At 50.1% G+C, this 13,248-nt stretch carries 12 protein-coding genes, 2 tRNA genes, 1 rRNA gene and 2 pseudogenes; 7 read left to right on the forward strand and 10 right to left on the reverse strand.

Annotation, left to right across the window (positions count from 1 at the left end; translation table 11 throughout):
* Positions 1 to 30 precede the first annotated feature (30 nt).
* A complete protein-coding gene (locus HEP82_RS17285) occupies positions 31 to 492 on the forward strand; it encodes a DUF6515 family protein (protein WP_192459210.1) in 462 nt (153 codons plus the stop codon).
* Here HEP82_RS17285 and HEP82_RS17290 read toward each other — a convergent pair.
* Positions 407 to 1,486 (reverse strand): ABC transporter ATP-binding protein, encoded by a 1,080-nt coding sequence (locus HEP82_RS17290; RefSeq protein ID WP_192459211.1) that lies wholly within the window; start codon positions 1,484 to 1,486, stop codon positions 407 to 409. The two genes, HEP82_RS17285 and HEP82_RS17290, sit on opposite strands and share 86 nt — an antisense overlap.
* 7 nt (positions 1,487 to 1,493) lie before the next feature.
* Positions 1,494 to 3,056, reverse strand: a complete 1,563-nt coding sequence (locus HEP82_RS17295; RefSeq protein ID WP_192459212.1) for an ABC transporter permease — start codon at positions 3,054 to 3,056, stop codon at positions 1,494 to 1,496.
* A gap of 285 nt (positions 3,057 to 3,341) precedes the next feature.
* On the opposite strand from HEP82_RS17295, the gene HEP82_RS17300 reads away from it, so the two are divergent.
* The 3 genes from HEP82_RS17300 to speD all read left to right on the forward strand — a co-directional run bounded on the left by HEP82_RS17300 (position 3,342) and on the right by speD (position 5,486).
* Positions 3,342 to 3,689: a YacC family pilotin-like protein gene (locus tag HEP82_RS17300; protein ID WP_192459213.1), complete on the forward strand. Its 348-nt coding sequence runs from the start codon at positions 3,342 to 3,344 to the stop codon at positions 3,687 to 3,689.
* 108 nt (positions 3,690 to 3,797) lie between these two features.
* A complete protein-coding gene (speE, locus tag HEP82_RS17305) occupies positions 3,798 to 4,661 on the forward strand; it encodes a polyamine aminopropyltransferase (RefSeq protein WP_192459214.1) in 864 nt (287 codons plus the stop codon).
* Between the two features lie 30 nt (positions 4,662 to 4,691).
* Positions 4,692 to 5,486, forward strand: a complete 795-nt coding sequence (gene speD / locus HEP82_RS17310; RefSeq protein WP_192459215.1) for an adenosylmethionine decarboxylase — start codon at positions 4,692 to 4,694, stop codon at positions 5,484 to 5,486.
* Positions 5,487 to 5,648: 162 nt separating this feature from the next.
* Here speD and HEP82_RS17315 read toward each other — a convergent pair.
* Positions 5,649 to 5,725, reverse strand: a tRNA-Asp gene (locus tag HEP82_RS17315).
* Positions 5,726 to 5,852: 127 nt separating this feature from the next.
* The gene (gene dnaQ / locus HEP82_RS17320; protein WP_192459216.1) at positions 5,853 to 6,587 is read right to left on the reverse strand and encodes a DNA polymerase III subunit epsilon; all 735 of its coding nucleotides are present in this window, start codon (positions 6,585 to 6,587) and stop codon (positions 5,853 to 5,855) included.
* A 57-nt stretch (positions 6,588 to 6,644) separates the two neighbouring features.
* On the opposite strand from dnaQ, the gene rnhA reads away from it, so the two are divergent.
* Positions 6,645 to 7,109, forward strand: a complete 465-nt coding sequence (gene rnhA, locus HEP82_RS17325) for a ribonuclease HI (protein ID WP_015854521.1) — start codon at positions 6,645 to 6,647, stop codon at positions 7,107 to 7,109.
* On the opposite strand, the gene HEP82_RS17330 is transcribed toward rnhA, so the two are convergent.
* Positions 7,097 to 7,825, reverse strand: a complete 729-nt coding sequence (locus HEP82_RS17330; RefSeq protein ID WP_192459217.1) for a class I SAM-dependent methyltransferase — start codon at positions 7,823 to 7,825, stop codon at positions 7,097 to 7,099. The two genes, rnhA and HEP82_RS17330, sit on opposite strands and share 13 nt — an antisense overlap.
* Positions 7,826 to 7,867: 42 nt before the next feature.
* Between HEP82_RS17330 and gloB the strand changes: the two genes are divergently transcribed.
* Positions 7,868 to 8,620, forward strand: coding sequence for a hydroxyacylglutathione hydrolase (gene gloB / locus HEP82_RS17335; RefSeq protein WP_192459218.1), 753 nt, complete (start codon positions 7,868 to 7,870; stop codon positions 8,618 to 8,620).
* 70 nt (positions 8,621 to 8,690) lie between these two features.
* Positions 8,691 to 10,085 (forward strand): murein transglycosylase D, encoded by a 1,395-nt coding sequence (mltD, locus tag HEP82_RS17340; RefSeq protein ID WP_192459219.1) that lies wholly within the window; start codon positions 8,691 to 8,693, stop codon positions 10,083 to 10,085.
* A 336-nt stretch (positions 10,086 to 10,421) separates the two neighbouring features.
* Here mltD and HEP82_RS20010 read toward each other — a convergent pair.
* The 5 genes and pseudogenes from HEP82_RS20010 to rrf form a co-directional block, all read right to left on the reverse strand.
* Positions 10,422 to 10,702 (reverse strand): annotated as a pseudogene (locus tag HEP82_RS20010) (transposase); the annotation flags it as partial.
* Between the two features lie 71 nt (positions 10,703 to 10,773).
* Positions 10,774 to 11,562 (reverse strand): endonuclease/exonuclease/phosphatase family protein, encoded by a 789-nt coding sequence (locus HEP82_RS17345; protein ID WP_192459220.1) that lies wholly within the window; start codon positions 11,560 to 11,562, stop codon positions 10,774 to 10,776.
* A gap of 128 nt (positions 11,563 to 11,690) precedes the next feature.
* Positions 11,691 to 12,827: pseudogene (locus HEP82_RS17350) on the reverse strand (IS3 family transposase).
* Positions 12,828 to 12,982: 155 nt separating this feature from the next.
* Positions 12,983 to 13,059 (reverse strand) — tRNA-Asp (locus HEP82_RS17360).
* A 65-nt stretch (positions 13,060 to 13,124) separates the two neighbouring features.
* A 5S ribosomal RNA gene (rrf, locus tag HEP82_RS17365) occupies positions 13,125 to 13,240 on the reverse strand.
* Positions 13,241 to 13,248 lie beyond the last annotated feature (8 nt).

Genomic DNA, 13,248 nt, shown 5'->3' on the forward strand with positions numbered 1-13,248 from the left:
CTGACAACTGATGATAACTGGAAACGCTGTATGAAAAATGCTGCCACCCTGTTGATGCTGATGACGCTGAGCCTGCCAACATTGGCCGCGCCGCCAGGGCCGATGCCATTCGGCCCCGGATTCGGCGATGCACTGACTCATCGGCCTCCCGTTGGCGGTTTTCTCTATCAATTGCCCCCAGGCGCGGAAACTGTGTTGATCGCAGGTATCACTTATTATGTGCTGAACGGCATGTTCTACCGCCGGGATGACAATCGCTATGTCGTCGTCGACGCCCCGCCGCAAACGGTAGTCAACGCGCCCAGCGGCGCATCGGTCGTCGATGTCAACGGGGAACGTTTCTACGTCAAGCAAGGAAGGTATTACAAACGCACCATCAACGGCGAATATTTTGAACCGCGGGGCTCTAGGCCTGCTGCCTTTGTGTCTGCGGAACCTGTGTGTCCACCACTGTCGGTGGGAAAAATACGGGTTGATCAGTACGGATACTGAGCCGGACCTGCTGTCCAGGCTCAAACCAGTTTCCTGTTTGTACCTGCAACTCCATATCGTTGACCCGGACGTGATAAACGTTGCTGTTGCCCATGAATAGCCGATCGACAACAATTGCCGAGCTTTCGGCATCCAGCGCCAACGCAATCTCCTGCGGCCTCACTAGCCAGTCGTAGCCCCCCAACGGCAGGTTCAAAGACCTAAGTGACTGATGATCGCCCAGAAAACTCTGCCAATAGCGATCGCCGGTGACTCGCACCGGAAGATAGTTGCTGTTGCCCAAAAAATCAGCCACATAACGGCTCACCGGTCGGTAATAGAGCGCGGCCGACACGCCCTGCTGCACAATGCCGCCGTCATGTATCAGTATCAAATGATCAGCGAAGGTAAAGGCATCTTCGCGATCTGATGTGGCGAATAACGCTGCAATCTGGCGCTGTTTCAGTATCTTACGCAACTCGCTGAGCAACTGATAACGTATCTGACTATCGATGTTGGAAAACGGTTCATCCAACAGCAACAGTTTGGGCTGGCAAGCCAATGTACGGGCGATCGCCACCCGTTGATGTTGGCCTTTCGACAATTCATGCGGGTAGCAGCGGGTAAACGCCTCTAAACGCATCAATGCCGCCACGTCTTCGGTGATCGCCTTCATTTCATCAGCGGATTTATCGCGCAGACCAAACGTAATATTTTCCATCACAGTCAGGTGGGGAAACAGCACGTCGTCCTGAAAAATCATACCGACCGAATTGGGCACGAGAGCAACCGCCGTCGAGTCGCCCACTTTCTGATTGGCAATCGTGATACGACCTTGTTCGAATGCCAGCAGCCCGGCAATGGATTTCAGCAGCGTTGTTTTCCCCTCACCACTGGCCCCCAACAGACAGACCATCTCACCTTCCCGGACGGAGAAGCTTATGTTGTCCAGCACCGGGACGTTAGGATAACGGCAGTTCAACGACGTAACCGTCAACACATCGGGTGTCGTCATAATGTTTCTACTCCTCCATCATCACCAAACGGCTCAATCCAAACAGCGGAAGAATACCAATGCCAACCACCATCAGTGCCGGAGAGGCCACCAGATCCAGACGTTCATCCATGATAAAACGAAACACATAGGCCGCCATGGTCTCTACATTGAAGGGTTGCATCAATAGAGCAACATTCAACTCGCGTAGGCCTTCGCAAAAAACCAGCAAGACCCCGACAATCAGGCTATACCGCACTTGAGGTAAGTAGACCCACCACACGCGCTGAGCCGGGGTGTATCCCATGGAACGGCTGATGTCATTCATCGCGCTCGGGATATGCCGCATACGTAGCTGCAAACGATCGATAAGTGACCCGCTAAAGCGCATGCAATAAGCGATAATGAGCACCAAAATCGACCCAGCCCATAGTGACTCCCCGGCCAAGCGAGAAGGTGACAGCCAGAGATCCAGCCCCAGAAAAGGAACCATTACCCCCATTCCCAGTACCGTGCCCGGTATCAGACGATTGATACTGAGCAAACGCAGCGGATTACGATGCGCGATATTGCCAATCGATTGTGCATCGAATATGCACAACAGCGCCAACGCCATCATCGCCAACGTTGAACAGGTTGAAGCCATGGCGCTATTGGTGAATGCCAACAGGAACGACAAGTTCCAGGTTTGCACTTCCGCCCTCACTGACCAATAAAACAGGCAGAAAACCGGGATGATAAAAGCGATGCCGACCAACCCCCACCCCAGAATCATCAACCCACATCGCCGCCATCCACTCAACACGGGCAGTGAAGCGGTTTTAACGCGATCATTCATCTGGTAACGCAACTGTCGGGTACGGCTGTATTGCGCCAGCAACCACAACGCCAGAATCACCGGCAGCAATATCGCCGATATGGCAGCCGCAGCCGCATGTTGCTCTTTATCCCGCCAGAGATCCAAACCTGCCGTTGTCAGCGTTTGCAAAGAAAAATACGCCGAGACGCCATAATCGCCCAGAGACTCTGACGCCATCAGTATCATGCCCAACAGCATGGCGGGGCGACATAAAGGCAACGAAATACGCCAGAAAATCCGCACCGGTGAGTGATGCATCAGTTGCGCCGTCTGATGCAGATTCGGATGTTGCGTCATCAGAGCGGTTCGCACCAACAGATAAAGATAGGGAAACAGTACCAGTGCCAGACACAGACTGCTTCTGATGATAGGTGAAAAATGCTGCCATACCGTCAACGGCGGCATGTCGACATCAAACGTCAACGCCTGCAGGATATAGCTGACCGGGCCGTCATACCCAAGTACGCCGCTATAAATGGCAGCTAACAGGTATGCCGGCATCGCTAACGGCAACAGCAACCCACGATGCAGCCAGCGCTGGCCGATAAACCGATACCGGGCCATCCCCCACGACAACGGCAAGGCGAACAGCAGGCTAAATACCATGCACCCCAACGCCAACAACACCGAATTCAGGCCATAAGCCGGAAACCAACGCCACAATATTCCCATCGTATCGACAGGAATAAACCATGCCAGTACGGCTACCGTTCCCATAGGGAACAGTAGCATGCAGGCCAATACACTACTACTTACGCGCCAGATACCTGATGTCATGAGAGATAGGCTGCAATAGAATTCGGATTACACTATTAATATCAAAGCAGAAGGCGGGCAACATAACATCAAAAAACAATAAATATGTTGTAATCATGCCATTGCCGTTCCTTCCCCCTGTCGGTAGCCGTCCATCACATTTCATGCCACACGCCAGCACCGTTCAGATGGCAATAATGCTTGGAATACCAGACACTAACTGTGTTAACGTCATCCGATGACAGATAAACAGGTCTAATCATGAAAAATTCTGCACTGGTGCTGCTTCTGATCGGTTTAATGAGCTTCTCTTCCGCCAGCAAGGCGCTGAATGAGTTCGAAGCAGAAGACCTTGCCGACCTTACGGCAATTTTTGTCTATCTGAAAAATAGCTGCGGCTACAAGGATTTGCCCAACGAACAGATTCGCCGTGCGCTGGTTGTCTTCGCCCAACAAAACCACTGGGATCTCAGTAACTATAATCAGTACGACATGATTGCCTTGGGCGAAGCCAGTTATCGGGATCTGAGCGGAATAGCCATATCCACACCGAAAAAATGTCAGTCGCTGGCTCGAAACTCGCTCAATCTGCTTTCCAGCGCCCAGTAAAAGATAAAATCCTCCGTATTGCGTGAAATATGACCGTGCAAGCGCCATGAGAGTTAGCTATCATGGCGCGCCATTTTTCATGGCTGCTATCGCGGAGGAAGCCCTGACATGTCCCGGAAAGAAATATGGTATGAAACGCTGCATGCCAACTTCGGTCAGTATTTTTCAATAGATCAGGTTCTTTACCACGAAAAGACCGACCATCAGGATTTAATCATTTTTGAAAATGCCGCACTGGGCCGGGTAATGGCGCTGGATGGCGTGGTACAGACCACCGAGCGGGATGAATTCATCTATCACGAAATGCTGACCCATGTCCCACTGCTGGCACACGGCAACGCAAAGCGTGTGCTGATCATCGGTGGCGGCGACGGCGGTATGTTGCGAGAAGTCTGTCGCCATCGCGATATTGAGCAGATCACCATGGTAGAAATAGACGCTGGCGTCGTCGCATTCTGTCGCCAATACCTGCCTGATCATAATGCCGGTGCCTATGACGACCCCCGGTTCCGCCTGGTCATTGCCGATGGTGTTGATTTCGTTAGCGCCTGCCAGGAAAAATTTGACGTCATTATATCCGATTGCACCGACCCAATAGGTCCGGGAGAAAGCCTGTTCACTTCTGATTTCTATCAAGGATGCGCCCGCTGTCTGAATGATGGTGGCATCTTTGTTGCCCAGAACGGTGTTTGCTTTCTGCAACAGGATGAAGCCGTCAACAGCCACCAGAAGCTGAGTCATTATTTCAGCGATGTCAGCTTTTATCAGGCCGCAATCCCCACCTATTACGGTGGAATCATGACGTTTGCCTGGGCCAGCGATAACCCTCTATTGCGTACACTCTCGCTGGAAGCGCTGCAGCAGCGTTTTACCGCCTCCAGGATTGTATGCCGCTATTATAATCCGGCCGTTCACGTCGGCAGTTTTGCCCTGCCGCAGTATTTACTGAATGCGTTGTCAGCCGCCCGCTGATCTCCTGAATGCATAAGGGGGTGAATTAAATTGCAAAAGCTGAAACTGCATGGCTTTAACAATCTGACTAAAAGCCTGAGTTTTTGTATCTACGATATCTGTTATGCCAAGACGCCCGCCGATCGCGATGGTTATATCGCCTATATCGACGAGCAGTACAACGCCAATCGTTTGACAGAAATCCTGACCGAAACCTGCTCTATCATCGGCGCCAATATCCTCAATATCGCCCGGCAAGACTATGAGCCCCAAGGGGCCAGCGTCACCATTCTGGTCAGTGAAGAACCGGTCGATCCACGGGATGTGGATACATCGGAGCATCCTGGCCCGTTGCCAAACGCCATCGTCGCCCATCTTGATAAAAGCCACATCTGCGTACACACCTACCCGGAAAGCCACCCTGAGGGGGGCCTGTGTACGTTCCGCGCTGATATCGAAGTCTCCACCTGTGGCGTTATCTCCCCGCTAAAAGCGCTCAACTACCTGATCCACCAGCTTGAGTCAGATATTGTTACCATCGACTACCGTGTTCGGGGCTTCACACGCGATATCAACGGCGTGAAACATTTCATCGACCATAAAATCAATTCTATTCAGAACTTTATGTCTGAAGATATGAAATCCCTGTATCACCTGATGGACGTGAATGTTTACCAGGAAAACATCTTTCACACCAAAATGTTGCTGAAGGATTTTGATCTCAAACACTATCTGTTTAACGTCAGTCCGGAAGAACTCAGCCAGGAAGAGCGTAAGCGCATTACAAATCTGTTGTATCGCGAGATGCAGGAGATTTATTACGGCAGAAATATTCCCATCGTTTGACGGCCTGAAGGACATCGGGGGCGACGGTCCCCGCTCTTTTCCGATTTTGTCAGCGGACATCAGGGTACGGAACAAGAAAAACGGAATCACTGAAAACGAGGATTGATCACAGGACAAAAAGACGAAGCCCCGGACGGACAAGGCCCAGGGCTTCTGAATGGTTGGCGGTGCGGACGGGACTCGAACCCGCGACCCCCGGCGTGACAGGCCGGTATTCTAACCGACTGAACTACCGCACCGCGCTGTGCTCATAGAGCGGGAGGGATATTATTGCGCGCGGCAGAAACCGTCAATGTTTTTTATCACTAACCGATTCTATTTGTTTACAATTTCGTCGCAATGGCGAGTTATTGCCCGTCACTGCGATCAATTCCGCCACAAACAGCTGCCGCCTTTCTTCATCACCAGATCGAGACGCTGCTCATGTGCCATCAATTCATCATCATTGGCATGAATGACTTTCAACGCCGAGGCTGGACGGGCAATACGCTGTATCGCTTCCGCCACCACCGCCTGTTGTGTTCCTTCGTTGTCGCTGGAAAACGCCAGAGACGTTTGACCGCCGGTCATCGCCAGATAAACTTCCGCCAGAATTTCAGCGTCAAGCAATGCTCCATGCAGAGTTCGCTTGCTATTGTCTATCTGATAGCGTGTACACAACACATCCAGGTTATTACGTTTTCCGGGGAACAACCGGCGCGCCATCGCCAAGCTATCCGTAATACTGCAAAATGTTTCGGTCTTCGGGATATCCCGATTCAACATACGGAATTCGTAATCCATAAAACCGATATCAAACGATGCATTATGGATTACCAGTTCCGCACCACGGATGAACTCAATAAATTCATCGACAATGTCGGCATAGGTTGGCCGATCAATCAAGAACTCGTCACTGATGCCATGAATCTGAAACGCTTCGGGATCTACCAACCGATCCGGCTTAAGATATACATGGTAGTGTCGTCCCGTTAACCGACGGTTGATGACTTCCACCGCACCAATTTCAATAATACGGTGGCCTTCATAATGAACCCCCAGCCGGTTCATGCCGGTGGTTTCGGTATCAAGGACGACTTGTCTCGTAATTACAGTGCTCATCGGTTTCGTTTATGTCAGACTTGGGCTTTTGATCTTATGAACAAGAGTCTACCAGAGATGCTCAAGCAGGTTGAAATTTTCACTGACGGTTCCTGTCTCGGAAACCCTGGCCCTGGCGGCTATGGTGCGCTGTTACGCTATAAACAGCACGAAAAAACCCTCAGTGGGGGGTACCGTCTGACAACCAACAACCGCATGGAACTGATGGCCGCCATTGCAGCCCTGGAAACGTTAACAACCGAATGTGAAGTCACACTCAGCACCGATAGCCAATATGTCCGGCAAGGCATTACTCAGTGGATTCATAACTGGAAAAAACGCGGCTGGAAAACTACGGAGAAGAAACCGGTCAAAAATGCCGATTTATGGCAACGATTGGATACCGCAGTTCAGCGTCACCATTTGCACTGGAAATGGATTAAAGGGCATTCCGGTCACCCGGAAAACGAGCGATGCGATGTGCTGGCCAAACAGGCGGCAAATAATCCCACGCAGGAAGACACTGGGTATCAACCCGATTGATGACTCTGGTGGTAGCTCTTCGTCGCGCCCAAAGGACGGCGTAATGATGATTTTCTAAACAAGGTTTTAGAGGGGGTAATCGTCAGTGGAATTGTTCGCTTCCGCACGATCAGCACATTAATGCATCCAAGCAAAGGCAAATGATTTCGCCAGACCCCACGTTCCTGATGACGCCAGGGCAATACATGCAAGCTGTCATGGTGTACTACTTCATAATTCAGCAGACTCAACCAGTCTATTACCCGCATCTGGCTGAACATTCTGCTGCAATAAGGCTGCCGACGCCGGACTCCGGGCAACAACTTCCCCATGCCAACCAGACTAATCGGATTGAAGCCGCTGATAATAAGCCAACCATCGCTAATCAACACGCGATCAATTTCTCGCAACACTCGGTGAGGATCAGCGGAATATGACAGCGTATGCGCCAACAGGCAGGCATCAATAGATTTCTCGGCGAAAGGCAGTTGATAAGGATCAGCGACAACATGCGCTCGGCCAAGAGCCGGGCACATATTGACTTGATGAGGGATCGTACATTCCTCACTGTCAATTTCTATGCTCAGAGCACCGACCTTCAATAAATGAAAACCAAAAATCTTTGACCACCAAGGGGATAGCGCTGTATTCAGCGTTTCTTTATACAAATTTCCCCAGGGAATCTTCTCCCATGATTCTGGCGCGGCTATCTTCTGTAATGTTTGTGCAGGTTTCATGTTCCAGTATCTTCCCCAGACAAATCGAAACAAGGATGCAGTATGAATCTTATCAGTGTTCCCGCTTTTACGGATAACTACATATGGCTACTGGAGCATGAGAATCAATGTGTCATCGTTGACCCCGGTGATGCATCTCCAGTGTTGTCGGCCATTGAGGAACGTCAGCTAAATCCTGTCGCAATTCTATTAACCCATCATCACCATGACCACACAGGGGGCGTGACTGCACTAAAAGAGCGCTTTGCTTCCATACCGGTTTATGGCCCGGAAGAAACCCGACTGAAGGGGGCAACGCAAATCGTACACGAAGGTAGTGTCATACTGCTGTTAGGATCAGAATTCTCTGTTTTTTCCGTTCCGGGACACACGGCGGGACATATCGCGTATTATAGCGCCCCATATTTGTTCTGCGGTGACACATTATTTTCTGCTGGCTGCGGGCGCATTTTTGAAGGAACGCCGGAGCAGATGTGGGGGTCAGTCAGTAGATTAGCGCAGCTACCAGATGAAACACTGGTTTGCTGTGCTCATGAATACACACAGTCCAATCTTGAATTCGCACATCATATCTGGCCAGAAGAGACTGACATTCGCGATTATTTACTCAAAATCAGACAATTACGAGAGAAAGGATCACCATCCTTGCCTTCCCGATTAGGAGTAGAACGTAGAATAAATATTTTTCTAAGATGTAATGATATTGATTTAAAAAGAAAATTTTTAAATAACATGGATACTGATGCAGATTGGCAAATTTTTGCGCATTTACGCACAATGAAAAACCAATTCTGACGTTTTTTGTTGTGCCTGACAGCCAATCAAAGTATGATTGCGTGTCTTTTAAGCAACTATTGACATATATATGAAGACTAAAGCGACCCTCATCGCCTCAGTCTTGTTAACGGGTTGCCAAGTATCGCCTTACGATACTTCCCAACCCAGACAACATGCACAGAGTCTGTCTTCGGCAGGTCAAAGTGAAGCAAGAATGTACACAAATGGTCGAGAGACCGATGCACGTTGGCTGGATGATAACAGCCTCGCGCAGCGAGATTTGTGGAACTTCATTGGCGACGAGCTGAAGATGGAGGTTCCGGATAACGCCCGGATCCGCGAGCAAAAAGCGCGTTATTTAAAAAATAAGAGCTATCTCCACGATGTAACATTACGGGCAGAGCCGTACATGTACTGGATAGTCGAGCAGATTAAACAACGTAATATGCCGATGGAACTGGTACTGCTACCCATAGTGGAGAGCGCTTTTGACCCAAATGCCAGATCATCTGCCAATGCCGTCGGCTTATGGCAGATAGTCCCGCATACAGGGCGTAATTATGGTTTGAAACAGAATCAATGGTACGACGGACGCAGAGACGTGGTGGCATCCACGACTGTAGCGCTTGATATGATGCAACGTCTTAACCGCATGTTTGATGGTGACTGGTTATTAACTGTCGCTGCTTATAATGCAGGAGAAGGACGGATCATGCAGGCGGTTAAAGCCAGTAAGGCCAAGGGGCGCCCTATAAATTATTGGGCTCTTGCTTTGCCTTATGAAACTTCTACGTATGTACCCAAAATGCTGGCACTGAGTGAAATTCTCAAACACAGCAAAAAGTATGGTGTTGAGTTACCGAAGCCCAATGAAAATCGGGCTTTAGCGCGGGTTGAGCTGGGTCAGCAAATGGAATTGACCCAGGCTGCAGAGCTTGCGGGTTTATCCGTCAGCAAGCTAAAAAGCTATAACACCGGTTACAAACGTGATGTGACGGCACCCAATGGTCCTCATTACATAATGGTGCCAAAATCACACGTTGCTCAGTTGAAAGACTCTTTAGCTGACGGTGATATAGCAGTGGCAGTGCAACCCGTGAAGATGGTGCAAGCAAGCCTCAGTACGACATATAAGGTTCGTTCTGGCGACACGTTATCCAGTATTGCCAAGCGTATGAAAGTGAGTACCCAGGATTTGCAAAAATGGAACCGCCTTAAGGGTAACTCACTGAAAATAGGACAAAGCCTGCAGGTAGCGCAAGTTAGCGCATCATCTGCAACCGTCAAATTGTCCAGCAGTAAACAGAGTTCGATAGTCTATCGTGTTCAGAAGGGTGATTCGTTGGCAAGCATAGCGAAACGCCATGGTGTGAACACCACAGATGTAATGCGCTGGAATTCGGTGATCAATAAGAACGCCAATATCCAGCCAGGTGATAGATTAACGCTTTACGTTACCGATAAGCAGTCTCCAGAATCATGATAAGTTCTGTAGAAATAAGCGTAGGTTTGTCTGCTGCCCTTCGTAAATAAAGACAGGCGTAGCGAATGTGAACTACTTGATGTGTAAAAAGTAAGCCAACGTCGCTATGCCTGTTTCTCAAACCTGCCAACACTCAACGATCGCGCGCCCTGAGTACACTTGTCAATCTCGCAGAAATACTTTGCTTGATAGGATTAGTGTCTCCCTCGTATTGACCGCTACATCCTTTAGTGCTGAATGTTATGGAAAGGCACTTTGGTGAAGTTAATCATTGGAATGCCCCAGTCCCTGGCGACATTCAGTACCCGACTCACCGCATGACTCTCTGCTCATTGATAGACAGGATCCCTGACAAAGGTAGCGTGCGGCTTTTTTCAGAATATCCCGTTCTTCTTCTGTGCGTTTCAACCGCAACCGGAGCTTCAGGATCTCATTTCTAGCTTCCAGTAAAACAGGATTGCTGTTCGTTTTTAGCGGGTTTGATAGCCCTTAACACATGTAGAGGTTGTGTGCAGAAACACCCAGGAGATCGAAAGCTTCGGCACGAAATAGCCGCACTCCGTGATTTGACGGACAGCTTCTTCTTTAAATTCAGGTGTAAATCGTGGTGTGCCCATACGTTCCTCCCATGCTCAAACTATAGCGCAGGAGCGTCTATATCACGATGAGCGCTGTCCACAACCCAGATTCAAGATACGCCAAACTCAACCAACAGGGGATTATGATCCGATGCATCAGTCACTAGCACTGAAGATCGCGAAACATCCAACTCGCGATAAAAAATAAAATCCAAGGGGCGCCCAAAGGCTCTTCGTCTATGATCGTCAGCAAAAATGACCTCAACCAGCCGCATTTGCTCAACAAATCGATAGAGTGCATTTAGCCTCGGTTGACTCCATGCATTGAAGTCTCCAGCCATAATTACTGGTCCATGGTGGTTTAGAAGCTGTATCCCTATAGCATCCAACTGCTTGGTATAAATTTCCACACCAAGGCTAAAATTGATCGCATGAATATTCACCACCATCAACAATCGGCCATCATGGAGATGGTATGCTGTCACCAATGCCGATTTAGCCAATCGAATCAATGGCTCACGTTCCCGCATAGGAAAGCAATACATAGGCTGAACAGCTGATAACGTCATAACACCAGAAGAATGCTGAGGAAGACTAAATGCTGGAACCTGATCAGCAGATAAATAGTGCGTAGTGGCAAATCGAATGAGCTCGGGAGTGGACTGAGCCTCTTGCAACAACATCAGTTGCGCGCTGTGCCCAAATTGTTTTAATACAGACAGCCAATTAATGCGTTGCTGCTTAAATATATTCCAAACAACGACTTGTAAAACCTCTTCTTTTCGCAATAACCGCCCTGCAGGAGCAATATGCTCTGAATAGTATTGCAGTGCTGGAGGAAAAATACGTTTTACGGGCTGTCCCGCAACGTATCTCATTGCATAAGTTTTACTGCGCACATTTCGCCCGTACTTGCTGTAATCATGTAGTAATAAACCTTGTTATAGAAGCTTTGCTCCTGGCTTTCAATCCATTAGCAAGAATAAACCCCTTGGACTGACCCCACGACAGTAGACAAAACCTGTCCTCACGACGAGGCCTGTTCAAAGGCCTCCGGGCTGACGCCGCCGAGATGACTGTGGCGCCGGGCCCGGTTGTAAAACACTTCAATGTAATCGAAGATATCCGCTCGGGCCAGAGCCCGGGTTTTGTATATTCTCTTTCTGATGCGTTCTTTTTTCAGCGAACTGAAGAACGATTCGGCCACCGCATTATCCCAGCTGTTGCCACGCCGGCTCATGCTCGGGGCCAGGTTATTGGCCCGGCAGAAGCGTTGCCAGTCATCACTGCCGTACTGGCTGCCCTGATCGCTATGTACGATGACCTCGCCGTCGGGTTTACGTCGCCAGACAGCCATCATCAGCGCATCCAGCGCCAGTTCGCGTGAGAGAGTCGGCTTCATCGACCAGCCCACTACGTTACGGGCAAAGAGGGTCGATAACTACCGCCAGATACAACCAGCCCTGCCAGGTGCGGATATAAGTGATGTCGGTGACCCAGACCTGATTGGCCCGGACAACAGTAAACTGCCGCTGCACGCGATTAGGCGCGACTACTGAGGGTCTGCCAGCGATACGGCGTGGCGCTTTATAGCCGCGCACAGCTTTAATCCGGTTCAGTTGCATGATGCGGCTCACCCGGTTTTTACCGCAGGTTTCCCCGATTTCGTTCAGGTCGCCATGAACCCGCCGGTAACCGTAAACGCCTCCGCTCAGTGAGTATGAGTCACGGATAAGCATCAGCAGGCGCTCGTTATCTTTATCACGCGCCGAAACAGGGTTATGCAGCCACGCATAGAACCCGGCCCGGGCGACATTCAGTACCCGACACTTCGTCATCACACCCCATATATTGCGGTGCTCATTGATAAAGCGGTACTTCAGTCGGGCTCCCTTGCAAAGTACCGCGCGGCCTTTTTCAGGATATCCCGTTCTTCTTCGGTGCGTTTTAGCTGCGCCCGTAGTTTCAGGATCTCGCTTTTGGCTTCCAGTAAATCACGGGCATGCTGTTCACTGTTATCAGGTTTGATAGCCCGTAGCCACTTGTAGAGGCTGTGTGCAGAAACCCCCAGACGGTCAGATACTTCGGCAACGGAATAACCGCGTTCCGTTATTTGACGGACGGCTTCTTCCTTAAATTCAGGTGTAAATCGTGGTGTGCCCATATGCTCCCCCTATGCTCAAACTATAGAGCAGGATCGTCTACCGGGGGGGAGTCCTCCAATAGGGCAGGTTCGTCTACCGGAGCGGGGCAGTTCACATTGCTGATTTTTTGACAATAATAGAAAGCCCTAGGTATGACACCTAGGGCTTGAAAAAGTGGCGGTGCGGACGGGACTCGAACCCGCGACCCCCGGCGTGACAGGCCGGTATTCTAACCGACTGAACTACCGCACCACCGATTCTGTCTGTTATCAGAGGAGTCAATCTGATAACCCGGTGTATTACACCTTCAAATTTAAGCCTGGCAGTTCCCTACTCTCACATGGGGAGACCCCACACTACCATCGGCGCTACGGCGTTTCACTTCTGAGTTCGGCATGGGGTCAGGTGGGACCACCGCGCTATCGCCGCCAGGCATATTCT

It is taken from the genome of Musicola keenii (genome assembly GCF_014855505.1).
Taxonomy (GTDB): Bacteria; Pseudomonadota; Gammaproteobacteria; order Enterobacterales; family Enterobacteriaceae; genus Musicola; species Musicola paradisiaca.

What these genes read in the sequence shown, in the direction of transcription:
- dnaQ (WP_192459216.1), bottom strand. Translation starts at nt 6,587, where the DNA reads ATGAGCACTGTAATTACGAGACAAGTCGTCCTTGATACCGAAACCACC.
- rnhA (WP_015854521.1), top strand. Translation starts at nt 6,645, where the DNA reads ATGCTCAAGCAGGTTGAAATTTTCACTGACGGTTCCTGTCTCGGAAAC.
- HEP82_RS17285 (WP_192459210.1), top strand. Translation starts at nt 31, where the DNA reads ATGAAAAATGCTGCCACCCTGTTGATGCTGATGACGCTGAGCCTGCCA.
- HEP82_RS17290 (WP_192459211.1), bottom strand. Translation starts at nt 1,486, where the DNA reads ATGACGACACCCGATGTGTTGACGGTTACGTCGTTGAACTGCCGTTAT.
- mltD (WP_192459219.1), top strand. Translation starts at nt 8,691, where the DNA reads ATGAAGACTAAAGCGACCCTCATCGCCTCAGTCTTGTTAACGGGTTGC.
- speE (WP_192459214.1), top strand. Translation starts at nt 3,798, where the DNA reads ATGTCCCGGAAAGAAATATGGTATGAAACGCTGCATGCCAACTTCGGT.
- HEP82_RS17300 (WP_192459213.1), top strand. Translation starts at nt 3,342, where the DNA reads ATGAAAAATTCTGCACTGGTGCTGCTTCTGATCGGTTTAATGAGCTTC.
- HEP82_RS17295 (WP_192459212.1), bottom strand. Translation starts at nt 3,056, where the DNA reads ATGCTACTGTTCCCTATGGGAACGGTAGCCGTACTGGCATGGTTTATT.
- gloB (WP_192459218.1), top strand. Translation starts at nt 7,868, where the DNA reads ATGAATCTTATCAGTGTTCCCGCTTTTACGGATAACTACATATGGCTA.
- HEP82_RS17330 (WP_192459217.1), bottom strand. Translation starts at nt 7,825, where the DNA reads ATGAAACCTGCACAAACATTACAGAAGATAGCCGCGCCAGAATCATGG.